The 16,647-nt window shown below is 63.8% G+C and carries 14 protein-coding genes; 11 read left to right on the top strand and 3 right to left on the bottom strand.

Annotated elements, in window-relative coordinates; translation table 11 throughout:
* Window positions 1-5: 5 nt before the first annotated feature.
* From PSEEN_RS21995 to PSEEN_RS21985, 3 genes are all read left to right on the top strand, one after another.
* The gene (locus PSEEN_RS21995) at window positions 6-3,092 is read left to right on the top strand and encodes a MexW/MexI family multidrug efflux RND transporter permease subunit (RefSeq protein WP_011535777.1); all 3,087 of its coding nucleotides are present in this window, start codon (window positions 6-8) and stop codon (window positions 3,090-3,092) included.
* A gap of 4 nt (window positions 3,093-3,096) precedes the next feature.
* The gene (locus PSEEN_RS21990; protein ID WP_011535776.1) at window positions 3,097-4,536 is read left to right on the top strand and encodes an efflux transporter outer membrane subunit; all 1,440 of its coding nucleotides are present in this window, start codon (window positions 3,097-3,099) and stop codon (window positions 4,534-4,536) included.
* Between the two features lie 639 nt (window positions 4,537-5,175).
* Window positions 5,176-5,535, top strand: coding sequence for an ArsR/SmtB family transcription factor (locus PSEEN_RS21985; protein ID WP_011535774.1), 360 nt, complete (start codon window positions 5,176-5,178; stop codon window positions 5,533-5,535).
* A 30-nt stretch (window positions 5,536-5,565) separates the two neighbouring features.
* Here PSEEN_RS21985 and PSEEN_RS21980 read toward each other — a convergent pair whose 3' ends face one another.
* Window positions 5,566-6,123 (bottom strand): chorismate--pyruvate lyase family protein, encoded by a 558-nt coding sequence (locus tag PSEEN_RS21980; protein ID WP_011535773.1) that lies wholly within the window; start codon window positions 6,121-6,123, stop codon window positions 5,566-5,568.
* A 22-nt stretch (window positions 6,124-6,145) separates the two neighbouring features.
* The gene (locus tag PSEEN_RS21975; RefSeq protein WP_011535772.1) at window positions 6,146-6,643 is read right to left on the bottom strand and encodes a flavin reductase; all 498 of its coding nucleotides are present in this window, start codon (window positions 6,641-6,643) and stop codon (window positions 6,146-6,148) included.
* A 306-nt stretch (window positions 6,644-6,949) separates the two neighbouring features.
* Here PSEEN_RS21975 and PSEEN_RS27150 point away from each other — a divergent pair, with 306 nt between their 5' ends.
* The 7 genes from PSEEN_RS27150 (at window position 6,950) to PSEEN_RS21940 (ending at window position 15,788) form a co-directional block, all read left to right on the top strand.
* Window positions 6,950-7,561, top strand: coding sequence for a TetR/AcrR family transcriptional regulator (locus PSEEN_RS27150; RefSeq protein WP_011535771.1), 612 nt, complete (start codon window positions 6,950-6,952; stop codon window positions 7,559-7,561).
* A 423-nt stretch (window positions 7,562-7,984) separates the two neighbouring features.
* Window positions 7,985-8,956: a DapH/DapD/GlmU-related protein gene (locus tag PSEEN_RS27145; RefSeq protein WP_011535769.1), complete on the top strand. Its 972-nt coding sequence runs from the start codon at window positions 7,985-7,987 to the stop codon at window positions 8,954-8,956.
* The gene (locus PSEEN_RS21960; RefSeq protein WP_011535768.1) at window positions 8,953-10,167 is read left to right on the top strand and encodes a glycosyltransferase family protein; all 1,215 of its coding nucleotides are present in this window, start codon (window positions 8,953-8,955) and stop codon (window positions 10,165-10,167) included. Before PSEEN_RS27145 ends, PSEEN_RS21960 begins: the two co-directional genes overlap by 4 nt.
* A gap of 36 nt (window positions 10,168-10,203) precedes the next feature.
* Window positions 10,204-12,375, top strand: a complete 2,172-nt coding sequence (locus PSEEN_RS21955) for a prenyltransferase/squalene oxidase repeat-containing protein (RefSeq protein WP_011535767.1) — start codon at window positions 10,204-10,206, stop codon at window positions 12,373-12,375.
* A 44-nt stretch (window positions 12,376-12,419) separates the two neighbouring features.
* Window positions 12,420-13,484, top strand: coding sequence for a dTDP-glucose 4,6-dehydratase (gene rfbB / locus PSEEN_RS21950; RefSeq protein ID WP_044488485.1), 1,065 nt, complete (start codon window positions 12,420-12,422; stop codon window positions 13,482-13,484).
* A gap of 36 nt (window positions 13,485-13,520) precedes the next feature.
* Window positions 13,521-14,435 (top strand): glucose-1-phosphate thymidylyltransferase RfbA, encoded by a 915-nt coding sequence (rfbA, locus tag PSEEN_RS21945; RefSeq protein WP_011535765.1) that lies wholly within the window; start codon window positions 13,521-13,523, stop codon window positions 14,433-14,435.
* 144 nt (window positions 14,436-14,579) lie between these two features.
* The gene (locus tag PSEEN_RS21940) at window positions 14,580-15,788 is read left to right on the top strand and encodes an SGNH/GDSL hydrolase family protein (protein ID WP_044488483.1); all 1,209 of its coding nucleotides are present in this window, start codon (window positions 14,580-14,582) and stop codon (window positions 15,786-15,788) included.
* 75 nt (window positions 15,789-15,863) lie between these two features.
* Here PSEEN_RS21940 and PSEEN_RS21935 read toward each other — a convergent pair whose 3' ends face one another.
* Window positions 15,864-16,169 (bottom strand): heme-binding protein, encoded by a 306-nt coding sequence (locus tag PSEEN_RS21935; RefSeq protein WP_011535763.1) that lies wholly within the window; start codon window positions 16,167-16,169, stop codon window positions 15,864-15,866.
* 60 nt (window positions 16,170-16,229) lie between these two features.
* Between PSEEN_RS21935 and PSEEN_RS21930 the strand changes: the two genes are divergently transcribed.
* Window positions 16,230-16,643 (top strand): VOC family protein, encoded by a 414-nt coding sequence (locus PSEEN_RS21930; protein WP_011535762.1) that lies wholly within the window; start codon window positions 16,230-16,232, stop codon window positions 16,641-16,643.
* Window positions 16,644-16,647: the final 4 nt, after the last annotated feature.

The raw sequence follows: 16,647 nt of genomic DNA, 5'->3' as shown, positions 1-16,647 counted from the left end.
CGATCATGCATTTCACCGATATTTTCCTGCGCCGGCCCGTGCTGGCGCTGGTGGTCAGCACGCTGATCCTGCTGTTCGGGATCATGGCGTTCACCAAGCTGCCGGTGCGCCAGTACCCGATGCTGGAAACCTCGACCATCACCATCACCACCCAGTACCCGGGTGCCTCTTCCGAGCTGATGCAGGGTTTCGTGACCCAGCCGATCAGCCAGGCCGTGGCCTCGGTCGAGGGCATCGACTACCTGTCGTCCAGTTCGACCCAGGGCAAGAGCCTGGTCACCGTGCGCATGCAGCTCAACAGCAACTCGATCAATGCGCTCACCGAGGTGATGGCCAAGGTCAACCAGATCCGCTACAAGCTGCCTGCCGAAGCCTATGACCCGGTAATCGAGCGCACCTCCGGCGGCTTCACCAGCGTCGCCTACGTGGCGTTCTCCAGCGAGCAGCTGTCGATGCCGGAAGTGGCCGACTACATCTCGCGGGTGGTCGAACCGATGTTCTCGGGCATCGACGGCGTGGCCAAGATCAACGTGCTGGGCGGCCAGACCATGTCCATGCGCCTATGGCTGGACCCTGACCTGCTGGCCGGCTACGGCATCACCGGCCAGGACGTGGCCGACGCGATCAAGGAGAACAACTTCCAGGCCGCGCCCGGCCAGGTCAAAGGCCTGTACGTGGTCAGCAACCTGCGCATCAACACCGACCTGACCAGCGTCGAAGACTTCAAGGACATGGTCCTGCGCAACGACAACGGCAACATCATCCGCGTGCGTGATGTCGGCACCGTCGAGCTCAACGCCGCGTCGTTCGACACCAGTGGCGCGATGAGCGCGGTCCCGGCGATGTTCCTCGGCCTCGACGCCGCGCCCACCGGCAACCCGCTGACCATCGTCAATGCGGTCAAGGCGCTGATCCCGGAAATCGAGAAGACCCTGCCGCCAGGCGTGAAGGTGCAGATCCCGTTCGAGGTGGCGCACTTCATCCAGTCGTCCATCGACGAGGTGACCCACACCCTGATCGAGGCGCTGGTGATCGTGGTCCTGGTGATCTACCTGTGCCTGGGCACCTTCCGCACCGTGCTGATCCCGCTGGTGACCATCCCGCTGTCGATGCTCGGTGCCGCGGTGCTGATGCAGATGTTCGGCTTCAGCCTGAACCTGCTGACGCTGCTGGCGATGGTGCTGGCGATCGGCCTGGTGGTGGATGACGCGATCGTCGTGGTGGAGAACGTCCACCGCCATATCGAGGACGGCAAGACGCCGTTCGAAGCCGCCTTGCTGGGTGCCCGCGAAGTGGCCGGGCCGGTGGTGGCGATGACCTTCACCCTGGCGGCGGTGTACGCGCCGATCGGCCTGATGGGCGGCCTGACCGGTACCCTGTTCAAGGAGTTCGCGCTGACCCTGGCCGGTTCGGTGGTGGTGTCCGGCATCGTCGCCCTGACCCTGTCGCCGATCATGAGCACCCGGCTGCTCGACGCCAAGTCGAGCGAAGGCTACATGGCGCACAAGGCCGAGGCCTTCTTCAACTGGCTGGCCGAGCGCTATGGCAAGTTGCTGGGCGTGTCCTTGTCCAAGCGCTGGATCAGCCTGGCCATCGCGCTGGTGATCTTCTTCAGCCTGCCGGTGCTGTACAAGTCGGCGCAAAGCGAACTGGCGCCACTGGAAGACCAGAACATCCTGCTGACCGCGATCAAGGCCCCGCAGCACGCCAACATCAACTACGTCGAGGCGTTCTCGGAAAAGCTCCACGAAGTGTTCAAGGAGTTCCCGGAAGGCTACAGCGACTGGGTGGCCAACGGCACCGACGGTCTGTCGAACAGTGTCGGCGGCATCAACCTGGTGGACTGGGACAAGCGCGAACGCAGCGCCAACCAGATCCAGCCGTTGCTGCAACAACGCGTCAGCCAGATCGAAGGCACCAGCATCTTCGTCTTCCAGATGCCGCCGCTGCCGGGCTCCACCGGCGGTCTGCCGGTGCAGATGGTGGTGCGCAGCGACCAGGACTACCAATCGCTGTTCGACGTGATGGACAAGCTCAAGGCCAGTGCCCGCAGCAGCGGCCTGTTCGCCGTGGTCGACAGTGACCTGGACTTCAACAACCCGGTGGTCGAGGTGCAGGTCGACAGGGCCAAGGCCAACGCCATGGGCATCCGCATGAGCGACATCGGCAAGACCCTCAACAGCCTGATCGGTGAGAAGTACGTCAACCGCTTCGCCTACCACGGCCGCTCCTACGACGTGATTCCGCAATCCGTGCCGCAGGATCGCCTGACCCCCGAGGCGCTGAACCGCTACTACGTCAAGGACCAGCACGGCAACCTGGTGCCGCTGTCGACCCTGGCCACCATCAAGGTCAAGGTCGAGCCGAACCTGCGCCCGCAGTTCAACCAGCAGAACGCCGCGACCTTCCAGGCCATCCCCCTGCCGGGCGTGACCCTGGGCGACGCCGTGGCCTTCCTCACCGAACAGGCCAAGCAGTTCCCGGCTGGCTACACCTACGACTGGCAGTCGGATACCCGCCAGTTCGTGCAGGAGGGCAACACCCTGGTGCTGACCTTCGCCTTCGCCCTGGTGATCATCTACCTGGTGCTGGCGGTGCAGTACGAGAGCTTCATCGACCCGTTCATCATCCTGATCAGCGTGCCGCTGTCGATCTGCGGGGCACTGCTGCCGCTGGCGCTGGGCTACACCTCGCTGAACATCTACACGCAGATCGGCCTGATCACGTTGATTGGCTTGATCAGCAAGCACGGCATCCTGATGGTGGCGTTCGCCAACGAACTGCAGATGCACCACGGCATGGGCAAGCTGGAGGCGATCCGCCACGCCGCCGAAGTGCGCCTGCGGCCGATCCTGATGACCACCGCGGCCATGGTCGTGGGCCTGGCGCCGCTGATCTTCGCCACCGGTGCCGGGGCCAACAGCCGCTTCGGCCTGGGCCTGGTGATCGTGGTCGGGATGCTGATCGGCACCTTGTTCACCCTGTTCATCCTGCCGACGGTCTACAGCCTGCTGAGCACCGCCAGGCAGCCCAAGGCAACGCCTGCCGACAGCACTGAAGGCCAGGCCATCGACGCGCCGGCCCGGGGATAATCGCATGTTGAAACTCACACGTTGTGCATGGCCGCTGTCGCTGGCGGCCCTGGTGGCCCTGAGTGGTTGCGTCAACCACGCCGGCATCGACCACCGTCAAACCCTGCTCACCCCCGAAGGCGCGCCGTCGACTACCCTGGCCGACGCCCGTTTGCCGGCCGCTCCCTGGCCGCAAGGGCAGTGGTGGCAGCGCTACGGCGACGCCCAGCTGGACGGGCTGGTGGCCAAAGCCTGGCAGAACAACCCAGGGTTGCAGGAAGTGCGGGCGCGGGCCGACAAGGCCAACGCCTACCAGGAATACTACGGCGCCGACCGGGCGCCGCAGGTGGACGCCTTCGGCGACGTGAAGCGCTCGCGGCTGTCGCGCAGCGAAGATTACGCGGGGCAGGGCAACCGCTATGTCACCGTGCGCAGCCTGGGCGTGACCTTCGACTACGACCTCGACCTGTGGGGCGGCAAGCGCAGTGCCTGGGAGGCCTCGGTCAGCCAGGCGCGGGCGGCGGAGGTCGAGGTGCAGTCGGCGCGCCTGCTGCTGGCGGCCAACGTGGTCAAGGCCTACAACCAGCTGACCTACGCCTGGGACGTGGTCGACCTCAGCGAGCGCGACCTCAAGCGCTTGCGCAACCTGCAGAGCCTGACCGGCGATCGCTACCACAACGGCCTGGACAACAAGTCCCAGTTGCAGCGGGTCGATGGCCTGGTGGCACGTGCCGAGGCCAGCTTGCTGGGGGCCAGGAGCGATGTGCAGGTCGCCCGCCTGCAGCTCTCGGCGTTGCTGGGCACTGGCGTCGATGGTGCCCACGACATAGCCCGGCCCAAGCCGCTCAGGAGCGACGAAGCCGCCTTGCCGGAAAACCTGCCCGCCGAACTGCTGGGGCGTCGCCCCGACATTGTCGCGGCGCGTTGGCGAGTCGAGGCGCAGACTCAGACCGTGGCGTCGGTGAAGACGCGCTTCTACCCCAACATCAACCTGCGTGCGGCGGGCGGCATCCATGCCATGTCCGGTGACAGTTTCAACGACAGCGTGAGCCGTTTCTGGAACATCGCGCCGACCGTGACCTTGCCTTTGTTCGATGCCGGGCGCTTGCGCTCCGAGCTCAAGCAGAGCAACGCCGACCTGGACCTGGCGATCGCCGGTTACAACTCGACCCTGAACACGGCACTGCACCAGGTGGCGACGTCGGTGACCGAGTTGCAGGCGGTGAACCGGCAGATCGGCCTGCAACGCACCGCGCGGGATACGGCTCAGTCGTCCTTCGATCTGGCTGTCGAACGGTTCGAGGTCGGGGAAAACAATTTCCTCGATTCGCTGAATATCGAAGAGCAGTTGATCGAGGATGAAATGCGCCTGGCGTTGCTCAGCAGCAAGCAGATCGACTCGGCGGTGAGCCTGGTTACTGCACTTGGGGGCGGCTACGAGCCCGAGCCAAGCGCTGTTCGTTGAATGCTGGTTCAGCCGGCGCCGGGGTTGCACCTGGCGTTGGCTTTCAAGTGTTCGCCCGGAGAGTTGCAGCGCCTACGAGATCGAGCGCCGCCTGTGCGGCGCATCGCGGATGAATCCGCTCCTACAGGTTTTCTTCGGGATCATTCGGCCTCGCAGGTGCGGCACGTTGCAACCGATGTAGGAGCGGATTCATCCGCGATGCGCCGCGCAGGCGGCGCCCGGTCTCAAGAGCGCTACAACTCCTCCAACGAAAAACCCGCGCTTTACACCTTGAAACACACCCCTTTCTAAATCCGTCGCAATGCACAACGTCCTGTTTTACAAGGCTAAATGGGTTGCACCTTGATGCACCCGGGTAGCACATGCAACACGATTGGCTCGCGAACGGTTGTAACAATGGTGTATAGTCCTACACTGTTCGTACTAACAAACAGTCGTGATTCCAGAGGCAGGCAGCCATCGACTGATGGCCCTAGGTAGTTGGGAACATGCTGTCCCCACGGGGTATTGCCAGGTTCGGACTCGGCTTCCCAGGAGCGCGACATGGAATCGCGCCTGATCAATACGGGGAAACCACGGACGGTACCGCGCAAGCGATCCGGGGCGTGGTGATCCTTGTAAGGCTATTGAGGTTATTGCATGTACACTGCCAACCACCCCAGCATCGAGCAGATCCGCCTGGAAAACGTCCTGACAGCACTTGGCAATCCGTTGCGCCTGACCGTGCTGAAGGTCCTCGCCGATGGCGAAGAGCACCCTTGCGGGCGCATCCTCAAAGGTGCCTCCAAATCGACCATGACCCACCACTGGCGCGTGCTGCGCGACAGCGGCGTGATCTGGCAACGCCCTTATGGTCGTGAGAACTTGCTGTCGATCCGCCGGGATGACCTGGAAGCCCGCTTCCCAGGTTTGCTCAGCTCCCTGCTCGACGCGGTCGACAAAGACCCGCACACCTCGCAGGTCATTCGCGACAACGAAGCCCGCCTGGAAGAAGGCTGATTCGCCTCCCCCCGCGAGCGCGCCCTTGGCTCAGATAGCCAGTTTCAGCGGCGCGCTCCGCTCCTGCAGCAACGCCCAGAAACCCTCGACGAAGCATTCGGCGATCAGCAGTGGCTGGCCGTCGCGCAGGAAGCGCGAACGGCGGGCCAGCAGCTTGCCGCTTGGCTGGCCAAGTGACGTGGCCAGGCGCGACAGCGGGTCATCGGCCTGCGGGCGTTGGCATTCGAAAGCGCCGCGGTGAATATCCGGTGTGTTGTACAGCATGCTGCCCAACGGCTCGCCGCCGTAGCCGGCGAGCTCCGGCCAGGCTGGCCGGCGCTCGCGCATGGGGGTCAGGCTGCGGGCGCAGACCATCACCTGGTCGTCGATTTTCAAGGCCACTTCACGGATCCAGGCAGGGCTGTCCGTGGTGCAGCCCAAGGCATGGGCTTCACCAGGTTCGGGGAAATCGATCCGCTGCTGGGTCACCTCCAGGCTGAACCGGCCTAGCGCCTTCAGGCGCAAGGTCAGCGAGCCTGGAGCAAATAGCCAGTGGCGTTGATCGTCGCTCAGGCCAGGCAGTGGCAGCGAAGTCCAGAGATTGTCCATGACGCGTGTTCTCCGGAAGTCTTCAGGCCGCGGACTGGTCGGGTGCGGCGACGCGATGATAGGCACGGTCGAAATAGATCAACCCTTCCGGGTGCTGGGCGCTGTCGATGTTCAGCACTTGGCAATAGAAGATGCTGTGGCTGCCCACCGTGTGGATTTCGCTGATCCGGCAGTCGAAGCAGACCAGCGCCTCGTCCATGGTCGGCGCGCCGCTGTGCCCGGTGGACCAGGGCGTTGCCTGAAAACGTTGCTCCATGTCCAGGTGTTTGTTGGCGAAGATGCCCGACAGGTGCTGGTGGTCACCGCGCAGCACGTTCACACAGAGCACCCCATTTTCTTCAAAACTGCTGCGCTGGCGCGACTGGTTGTTCATGCACACCAGCAGGGTGGGCGGGGTGTCGGTGACGCTGCACACGGCTGAGGCCGTGAAGCCATGGCGACCGCTGGGGCCATCGGTGCTGATGATGGAGACGGCGCCGCCGAGCCGGGCCATTGCATTTCTGTAAGTTGCAACATCCATTGCTGAAACGCTCCTTTGTGGGTGATCTTCGCTGAAAAAGCTTTGGCGATCATGCATGTACGCCATGACTTATTGTTTGTAAGCCGGGGTTGACGTACCCCGCTGGCGGCCGCATATCATTCGCACACCGCCGATTGTACGGATGTATTAGTACAATACAATTCTTTTTGTAACGCCGTTCACGTATTGCCGCTGCAAGCCTTGTCGCGCAAGGCCTGCAGGTCATGGCTGCCTGGGGGCGCAGTGGGATCCGGGTTGTGACTGCCCAGGTTGCGATCCACCCGTTGTTTGAAGGGAGAAGTAGATATGAGTGGTCGTGGAAGACCCCGGGAGTTCGATCGTCACGAGGCGCTGGTCAAGGCCATGCTGCTGTTCTGGGACAAGGGCTACGATGGCACGTCGCTGAGCGAACTGATGGGGGTGATGAAGATCAAGTCACCCAGCCTCTATGCCGCCTTCGGCTCCAAGGAGGACCTGTTCCTCGAAGCGCTGGAGCTTTACTGGTCCACGGTTGGCGAGGAAATCTGGAGCGAGCTGTACAAGTACGAACGGGCGCAGGACTCGATCCAGGCCGTTCTGCTGGCAACCGCCAGGATCCTCACCCGAGAAGACCGCCCCCACGGTTGCTTCGTCACCCAGACCGACCTCAATTCCCCGTTACCCAACCTCAGGGTCGGGCTCAAGGTGCTGCGCTGCAAACCCTTCGAGATGTTGAAAAACCGCCTGCGCCTTGGGCAGGCCAGCCGTGAGATCGGCGAGCATGTCGACTGCGAGAGCCTGGCCAACTACTACGGCGTGGTACAGCGCGGCATGGCCATGGTGGCGCGCGATGGTTCGCCGCGCGATGCGCTGGAAAAAGTCGCAGGCCACGCCATGGGCAATTGGGGCGCCGTCGTCCCTGATCCTCTCGCGCACTGACCCCTCCGTTTGCTGGCCTTTGGCCAGCCATTGTGTTTGTCTCAACGCATCCGGGCACATGAGTGGCCGGGTGCGTTTTTTCTTGCCTGTGGATTTATGTGCAGATTCCACGATAAATTCAGCCTGTTTTCACACAATCGAAACCTGTTTGTGCATCTTGACTGCCTGTAAATTTTCTAACGACCAGCACAGAAAACGTGTTGCCTAGGCATTTTGTCTGTACTAGGATATGCGAACAGTACTAATTGACTAGTACATTATTGGCTTCGCAGGGCGGCTTGAAACCCTCGAAATCGGCAGGCCTGAACAGCAGGTCGCGCCAGAGTGGCGACACCCCATGCAAGGATTCGCAACCGGGATGCACGTCTGACTTTCGCCACGGCGAAACCACGCGCTGCATCCGAACAGGCAAGGGATTGTGTGATGCAGACAACATGGCTTGTCGAAGTCGGGACGCGCGTTTCGTCCGACACCCGCATTGGTGATGCCAGCTGGGTTCGTGCCGGCAATCACCTCCAGGGCGTGACCCTGGGGCAAGGCTGCTTCATCGGTTTCAAGTGCAGCCTCGAGCACCTGGATGTCGCCGATCGTGGCATGCTGGCCACCGGCGTCATCGCCCGCGGCAACAAGGAACAGCCCATCCGTGTTGGCCGTGGCGCCTGGATCGGCGCCCGGGCAACCCTTCTGCCCGGTGTGCATATCGGTGCCGGGGCCGTGGTGGCCGCAGGTGCCCTGGTCACTGAAGATGTCGAGCAGGACTGCATCGTCGTCGGCCGCCCGGCACGGGTGATCGCCCGTCGCCAGGTCAGCGAGGATGGCTGGCCCGACCCGGCGCCCGTCTTGCAGAAAGTCCTCAAGCGCCAGCGCGAAGGCCTGCCTTCTTTCCTCGATCGCGCTTCCTGCGCATTGCACCTCGTGCACCAGCAGAACCCGCAGCTCAGTGCCTGGCATATCGCCGACAGCGCGCTGATCGACGCCGAACTGTCCGGCGGCGCCTCGGTGCGCATCGGTGAGGACTGCGTGCTGATCGGCCGCAGCACCCGGCGCGGTGGCATGCACGAGCAAGGCGGTATCGCCCTGGGCGAGCACGTCGGTCTGGGCCGTGGCGTGGTCATCGAAGGGGCCGGTGGTGTCGCCATCGGCGAACACAGCCAGCTCGACGACCAGGTCACCCTGGTGTCGTCCTCCCATGACCACGGCTACCGCTCGCTGCCCTGGAAAGCCGCCCCCATTCGTATCGGCAAGCGTTGCCGCATCGGTACCGGCGCATTGATCGTCGGCCCTGTTTCCCTTGGCGACGACGTGGTGGTCGAACCCTACGCCGTGGTCATTCGCGATGTACCTGCACACTCGGTAGTCAAAGGCATCATTCAACTCAAGGAGGAAGTCGCATGATTCTGTTCGCCCCCGCACCCACCGGTTCCGGTCACAACATGCGCGTGCTGTCGATCGGCCGTGCCCTGAAGGATCGCAACCCCGATATCGACCTGAAGGTGGCCCTGGCCTCGCTGCAGGACGTGTTCACCCCGATGTTCGAAGGCTCGGGCATCGGCGTGATCGATGTCGCCGGGCAACTGATGGACTATTCGAAAAAGAGCAACCTGTCGCGCCAGCTCGACTGGGGCAGCTATATCGCCGGCTATATTTCCAACACGTTCCTGTCCAGCGAACGCATGCTGGCCTACCTGGCGATCATCGAGGAACACAAGCCACGCGTGGTGATTTCCGACTTCAACATGGCGGCTTGCCTGGCGGCGATCTTCAGCCGCACGCCCCTGGTGTTCGTCACCGAGCGCTATGACTTCACCCTTTGCCAGCTGACCGACGAGGACCTGAGCGAAGGTGGTTTCGAGCTCAACGCCGAAGACCTGAACCGGGCGCGCCTGGCCTTGCACAAGCAGTTCTCGTGGATGATCGAGCAGAGCCAGCTGGTGCTGACCGACAAGCCCTACATCCCGGAAATGGACAACGGCACGCCAGTAGCCAGCGCGCTGCACTCGGGCAAGGCGCACTTCGTCGGGCCGATGATCCGCGATTTCACCCAGACCAACGCCTCCACCGTGCGCGCCGACCTGGGCCTGGGCGACGGGCCGTTCGTCGTCGCCTCCATCAGCGGCACCACCATGTTCGCCGAGAGCAAGCAGAACCTGCTCAACGGCTACCTGGAAGCCTTCGAGCGCCTGCGCGCCGAACGCCCGGAGCTGAAGATGGTGCTGCTCGGCCGCCAGGACATCGCCCCGCGCGAAGGCGTCATCAGCGTGCCGTACTACCCGGACTGGATGGGCCTGCTGCGCGAAGCCAGCCTGCTGGTGTCGGCGCCGGGCTGGATCACCGTGACCGAAATCGCCGCGTTGAACATTCCGACCTTGTTCGTGCTGCCATCGAAGTCCGAGTACCACGAGGCCGAGGCGCTCGACCGCCTGGGGCGCCTGGGCTTCCCGACCTACCTGGGTTGCGAGGCCGGGCGGATCGCCGAGCTGATCGGTGCCGAGCTGGACAAGGACACCGCGGCGCCGACCTATTTCGGTGCTCACCAGCGGGTCGCCGCGCCCGATGGACTGGGTGCCCACCGAGCCGCCAGCCGGATTCTCAGCCTGGCGCAATAAGCAACATCATCCACAGCATTATTCAGGGAGAGGGCAATGCACAGCGCCTCATATACCTTCATGGCCGAAGCCTTGATGGACAGGGAAGAGGGTGGCTTTCTGGCGGTCACCGACGCGACTGGTGCGGTACGCATCAGCAGCGACAAGCGCCTGGAGGACCAGGTGGCAGCGACGCTGTTCTTCGCTGCCCATGGCGAGGCCGAGCAGGCCGAGTTCGCGTTGGCTGGCCTGCTGGCGCTGCACGATGCCAGCCAGGATGGTTTCACCGAGTTGGGCGACCGCTTTTGGAACCCGCACGGTTCCGGGCGCTGCCGTACCCTGGCGAGCCAGTTCGATGCGCTGCGCGCGGTGCTCGAGTTCCGTCGCCTGCGGCGTGACGATGCGCAGCTCAAGAGCGTGACCGCAGGCTTGAGCCAGCGCCTGCAGCAGGTCTATGACAACCGCCTGTTCGGGGGTGTGCTCAGCAGCGACTGGGGTGCGGTGATCGATGGGCACATGCCGATAGAACTGGACATCGGTGCGGTCAACCTGCTGTGCAGCCTGTGCGCCTGCAAGGGTGACCAGGCACTGCTGACCCACTTGCAGCAGCACGTCTGGAAGCTGGAGGACGAGGTGCGCGCCGAGCTCGATGGCCTGGGCGCCGGTACCCTGCGCAACACCGCCAGCCGGGCGCGCGCCGCGGCGGCCCTGGCCCGCTGGGCACAGGCCAACAGCCACCAGGAGATGCTGCAACTGGCACGCAAGCTGCTCGAGGATACCTTCGAGCGCCTGCACGACAACACCTATGGCGGCTTCTGGGATCGCCTGCGCTACGACCAGCGTGTTGGCGCGGACTGGCTCACCTCGTTCAAGCGCAACGAGTCGCCGTTCCCGATCAAGACCAGCCTGGACGTGGCCTTGCTGCTCGATGCGTTGGCGCTGGCACGCCCACATGATGCCGCCGAGCGCCGCGACCAGTTGCTCAAGGCGCTGGGGGATTTCCACGACAGCCACCACGGTGGGTTCTTCCTGGGCAAAGGCTACTTCTGGTCGACCCCGGTCGACCCGACAGTACCTTTCATTCGCCAGTTCTGGGCACCGCCTCGGCAATTGGGCGTGTTCCATATCGGCAACCTGTCGTACCTGCCGTTGCACATCAAGAGCCTGGAGGGCCAACTGGCCTGCCTCAAGGCCCTGGCAGCCCACACCGCGTCCTTGCCGGCGGCGCAAGCCTGGGCCTCGGTCGATGGCAGCGCCCTGCGTGTGGTGGACAACCGTCGGCCACTGGAGCAACCCCACCTGGGCCAGATGCCAAACCTGGACGTCAACCTGCCGGCCTACTACGACTGGCTGAGCCAGTCGCGTGCCTCCCTCGCGGTGCCCTATGGGCTGACCGCCGAGCTGGCGCCGCAGGGCTTTCGCGCCGACCGCTGCTGGCAGGTGTTCTCCGCGCTGCACGTGATTTCCGACCTGTATGCGTTGAAAGCGGACATCGAGGACAGCGCCAGCCTGGTGACCTGCATCCAGGCCTCGCAGAACCCCGACGGCGGTTTCTCCGAGCAGCCCGGCCAGCTCAGCGACGTGTTCGCCACCTACTGCGCGGTGATTTCCCTGCGCCTGCTGGGCAGCGCGCCACGCAACGAGCAGGCCTGCATCGCCTACCTGCGCCAGTGCCAGCAAGCCGATGGCGGTTTCGGCAACGTGCCGGGCTACCAGTCGGACATCTGGCACAGCAACCTGGCGGCACTGTCGCTGCATGTGCTGGGTGCGCAGGCGAACCAGCCCCAGGCGCTGCTGGACTTCATCCTGGCCTGCCGGCATGCCGATGGCGGTTTCGGCAACCGGCCGGGCAACCCACCCGACACCTTCTCCACCTACCGTGCCCTGTCGCTGTTGCATGCGCTGGACCGCGAGCTGGTGGATGCCAAGGCCACCGTGGCCTGGCTCCAAGGGTTGCAGCAAGCCGACGGACCGTTCCTGTATCGCCCGGGCAAGGCGGTCAGCCTGGTCGGTAGCTACATGGCGGTGGCCGGCCTGTACCTGCTCGATGCCGAGCCTCGGGACAAGCAAGGCGTGACGGACTGGATTGCCCGGCACCAGAAGAAAGACGGTGGCTTCGGCCCGCTGAACACCACCTCGGCCACCACCGACGAAAGCTTCACCTGCATCCAGTCGTTGCTGATCCTCAAAGGCGCGCTCAGCAAGTATTGGGTCGCCCTGGTCAACTAAAAAAGCGTGAACGGATTCACCACACCCATTACAGGAGTACTTGCGTGAACATCTTGATTACTGGCGGTGCGGGCTTCATCGGCTCGGCCGTGGTCCGCCACCTGATCCAAAACACCGATAACCATGTCGCCAACGTCGACGTCCTGACCTATGCTGGCAACCTCGAGTCCCTGGCCAGCGTGGCCGACTCCGAGCGCTACCGCTTCTACCAGGCCGACATCTGCGACAAGGCGCACCTGCAGCGGATCTTCGCCGAGTTCCAGCCCCAGGCGGTGATGCACCTGGCGGCCGAATCCCACGTCGACCGCTCGATCGAGGGCCCGGACGCCTTCATCCGCACCAACGTGCTGGGCACCGCGACCCTGCTGGAAGTGGCCCGTGGCTATTGGAACGGTCTGGCGCCGGAAGCCCGAGCGGCGTTCCGCTTCCATCACATCTCCACCGACGAAGTGTTCGGCGACCTGGAAGGCACCGACGATTTCTTCACCGAGCAGACTCCTTATGCGCCCAGCTCGCCTTACTCGGCGAGCAAGGCTGGCAGCGACCACCTGGTCCGCGCCTGGGGCCGCACCTACGGGCTGCCGGTGCTGGTGACCAACTGCTCGAACAACTACGGCCCGCACCACTTCCCCGAGAAGCTGATCCCCCACGTGATACTCAACGCCCTGCACGGCAAGCCGCTGCCGGTGTATGGCAACGGCGCGCAGGTCCGCGACTGGCTGCACGTCGAGGACCATGCCCGGGCCCTGTACACCGTGCTGACCCGTGGCGAAGTGGGGCAGACCTACAACATCGGCGGCCACAACGAGCGCCGCAACCTGGATGTGGTGCAGGGCATCTGCGCGCTGCTCGAAGAGCTGCAGCCGAACAAGCCCGAGGGCGTCCAGGCCTACAGCGACCTGATCGAGTTCGTCAGTGACCGCCCGGGGCATGACCTGCGCTATGCGATCGATGCCAGCAAGATTGCCGACGAGCTGGGCTGGACCCCGCAGGAGACCTTCGAGACCGGGCTGCGCAAGACCGTGCAGTGGTACCTCGACAACCGTGGCTGGTGGCAGCGCGTGCTCAATGGCGCCTACCGCCTGGAACGCCTGGGCAACGCCGCCTGAACCTTCACCTCATTCATGTTTCAAGGGAGCTGTTTCATGAAAAAGACCACCTACAAAGGCATCCTGCTGGCCGGCGGTTCGGGCACTCGCCTGCACCCCATCACCCTGGGCGTGTCCAAGCAATCCTTGCCGATCTACGACAAGCCGATGATCTACTACCCGCTGTCGGTACTGATGCTGGCCGGCATCAGCGAGATCCTGGTGATCTCCACCCCGACCGACCTGCCGGGCTTCCAGCGCATGCTCGGTGACGGCAGCCAGTTCGGTATCAAGCTCAGCTACGCCGAGCAGCCAAGCCCGGATGGCCTGGCCCAGGCGTTCATCATCGGCAAGGAGTTCGTCGGCGACGACAACGTCTGCCTGGTGCTGGGGGACAACATCTTCTACGGCACCCAGTTCAGCGACACCCTGCGCCAGGCTGCCAGCCGTGAAAGCGGCGCCACCGTGTTCGGCTACTACGTGGCCGACCCGCAGGCGTTCGGTGTGGTGGAGTTCGATGCCCAGGGCAAGGCGATCAGCATCGAGGAGAAACCCAAGGCGCCCAAGTCCAACTACGCGGTCACCGGGCTGTACTTCTATGACAATCAGGTGCTCGACATCGCGGCGCAGGTCAAGCCATCGGCCCGTGGCGAACTGGAGATCACCGACATCAACAACGCCTACCTCGAGCGTGGCACGCTGAACGTCAACGTGCTGGGCCGTGGCTTCGCCTGGCTCGACACCGGTACCCACGACTCGTTGCTCGAAGCCGGCAACTTCGTCCAGGCCATCGAGAACCGCCAGGGGTTGAAAGTCGCTTGCCTGGAAGAGATCGCCTTCCAGAATGGCTGGATCAACCAGGCGCAGTTGCTGGCGCGGGCCTCGGCCCTGAAGAAGACCAGTTATGGCCAGTACCTGGCGTCCATCGCGGCAGCCGCCGACGATGACGTGGTGAAGGCGCTGATCGCCTGATCATCGGCGCTGCCCATGGGGTTGAAGAAACCCCGTGGGCAGCCCGGTTGGTGGCGTTTTAGTGGCGCCTGCAGTAGCCTCTGGCGACGGTCGCATCTGCCACCGTTGGCCTGAGTGCCAGCTACTGCGAAAGGGAATTTCCGCGTGTCTGTTTCCTCCTCCGATTTCTCGCCCTCGGTGGGCGCCGCCTGGATTTCCACCTGGACGGCTCCGGCCCAACCGGCCTGGGGCGCCGAACTGCCATTCCCCACCCAACTGCCGTCGATGGCCGGTGCGTGCACCGTGCGCCAACCTCTGCGCATCAGCCGAGGCGGGCAGATGTTGCGACTGGTGTTTTCCAATGAATATGGCGATACCCCGCTGACCCTCGGTCTGTGTCGGGTGGCCCTACGCGAACAAGGGCAGGTCAGTGCCTGGGCAGACCTCACCTTTGGCGGTAGCCAGCGTGTCACCTTGGCTGCTGGCGAACGCTTGCACAGCGACCCGCTGGAGCTGCCGGTACCCGATCTGGCCGACCTTGAGTTGGCTGTCTACTTGCCGAGCGCCTTCACCCCCACGACCTTTCACTGGGACGCCCGCCAGACCGGCAGCATCGAGCCCAGTGACCGCACCGGCAATGAGGCAGCGTTGCCTGATGCGCAACCCTTGAACGTGCGGGTGCTGGTCAACGCGGTCGAGGTGCTGGGGCAGGGCGTGACACTGGCGGTGATCGGCGATTCGTTGGTCAATGGCCATGGCCTTGCAAAGAACAGCCATGGCTGTTGGGCCGACCTATTGGCCTGCCAGTTGGCACCGCAGGGCATCGCCGTGATCAATGCCGGGCAATCCGGCGGCCGATTGTTGCGTGACCGGTTGGGTATCAGTGTGCTCAATCGATTCGAGCGGGATGTGCTGAGCCAACCGGGCGTGGCCATGGTCATCGTGCAGGTGGGGCTGAACGACCTGGGGTGGGCCGACTCGGTCATCGAGCCTGGCGGCGCGTTACCCACGCTGGAAGCGTTGAAGGCCGGTTACACCGCGCTCATCGAGGCCGCCCATGGGCGTGGCATCAGTGTGCTGGGCATGACGCTGACCCCGTTCAAGGGCGCTTTCGCCGGGACCCCGTTCGAGGCTTTCCACCAGCCAGGCAAGGACCTCTTGCGTCATCGGCTCAACCGATGGATGCGCGAGGACAGCGGGTTTGACGGTGTGCTGGACCTGGATGCATTGCTAAGGGACCCGCACGACCCGGACCGTCTGCAGGCTTGCCACGATTCTGGCGATCACCTGCATCCTGGCCACGAAGGCAGCCAAGCTATTGCGCAGTGGTTGCTGCAGCAACCGGCGCTCACTGATTGGGCACGACCTCTGTAGGAGCGGCTTCAGCCGCGATCACCCACAAAGCGGGTGCCCGGCACCACGTTGCCTGCATCGCGGCTGAAGCCGCTCCTACAGCTCACCGGGATTGCGCGCTACCACTTCGCTCTCGAAGCACACCTGCTCGATGATCAGCGGCTCCACCAACGGGCGGCTGTCGCGAAAGTGCGCGGTTTGTGTATGCGCCTCATACGCCGCGTCATCGCGGTAGATTTCGTACAGGTAGATCACCTCCGGGTCCTCGCGATCCTGCGACACATCGAACACCAGGCAACCGGGCTCGTTGGCCACCGAGGCGGCGGCATTGAGCTGGATGGCACTCAGAAAGGCTTCGGCCGTACCGGGCTTGACGCGGGTCTTGATGAACAGGCTATACACAGGCGGCTCCTTTTGTTTTAAATTCGCTTTCGAATTGTATACAAAAAAGGATCCATGACCATGTCCGATCTACCTGTCCGCCCTGGTCGCCTCAACGGCCTGCGCCATATCGCCCTGCTGGTACCCAACCTGGAGGAGTGCGAGCGCTTCTACGTTGACGTATTGGGTATGGAAGTGCTCAACCGCGCCAACGAAGACCTGGTGTACCTCACCTGTGGCAACGACAACCTGTCGCTCGGGCGTGGCGCGGGTGCCGCCAATGGTTTGCAGACCCTGGATCACTACGGGTTCATCGTCGACAGCGTGGAGGAGCTGGAAGCCTGGTACCAGTACTTCAAGGCCCATGGCGTGACTCTGCTGGATCGCCCGTTCAATCATGGCGACGGTGCGCGCAGCTTCCACCTGTTGGACCCGGCAGGGAACAAGGTGCAGCCGCTGTATCACCCGGCGGTGTCGGGGCAGCGGCTGGCGTAAGGGT

It is taken from the genome of Pseudomonas entomophila L48, from assembly GCF_000026105.1.
Lineage (GTDB): Bacteria > Pseudomonadota > Gammaproteobacteria > Pseudomonadales > Pseudomonadaceae > Aquipseudomonas > Aquipseudomonas entomophila.
The sequence above is the reverse complement of the archived record's forward strand: the minus strand, read 5'-3'. Positions and strand labels throughout refer to the sequence as shown.

Coding starts and splice junctions, on each gene's coding strand:
- PSEEN_RS21995 (WP_011535777.1), top strand. CDS start 6: ATGCATTTCACCGATATTTTCCTGCGCCGGCCCGTGCTGGCGCTGGTG.
- PSEEN_RS21990 (WP_011535776.1), top strand. CDS start 3,097: ATGTTGAAACTCACACGTTGTGCATGGCCGCTGTCGCTGGCGGCCCTG.
- PSEEN_RS21985 (WP_011535774.1), top strand. CDS start 5,176: ATGTACACTGCCAACCACCCCAGCATCGAGCAGATCCGCCTGGAAAAC.
- PSEEN_RS21980 (WP_011535773.1), bottom strand. CDS start 6,123: ATGGACAATCTCTGGACTTCGCTGCCACTGCCTGGCCTGAGCGACGAT.
- PSEEN_RS21975 (WP_011535772.1), bottom strand. CDS start 6,643: ATGGATGTTGCAACTTACAGAAATGCAATGGCCCGGCTCGGCGGCGCC.
- PSEEN_RS27150 (WP_011535771.1), top strand. CDS start 6,950: ATGAGTGGTCGTGGAAGACCCCGGGAGTTCGATCGTCACGAGGCGCTG.
- PSEEN_RS27145 (WP_011535769.1), top strand. CDS start 7,985: ATGCAGACAACATGGCTTGTCGAAGTCGGGACGCGCGTTTCGTCCGAC.
- PSEEN_RS21960 (WP_011535768.1), top strand. CDS start 8,953: ATGATTCTGTTCGCCCCCGCACCCACCGGTTCCGGTCACAACATGCGC.
- PSEEN_RS21955 (WP_011535767.1), top strand. CDS start 10,204: ATGCACAGCGCCTCATATACCTTCATGGCCGAAGCCTTGATGGACAGG.
- rfbA (WP_011535765.1), top strand. CDS start 13,521: ATGAAAAAGACCACCTACAAAGGCATCCTGCTGGCCGGCGGTTCGGGC.
- PSEEN_RS21930 (WP_011535762.1), top strand. CDS start 16,230: ATGTCCGATCTACCTGTCCGCCCTGGTCGCCTCAACGGCCTGCGCCAT.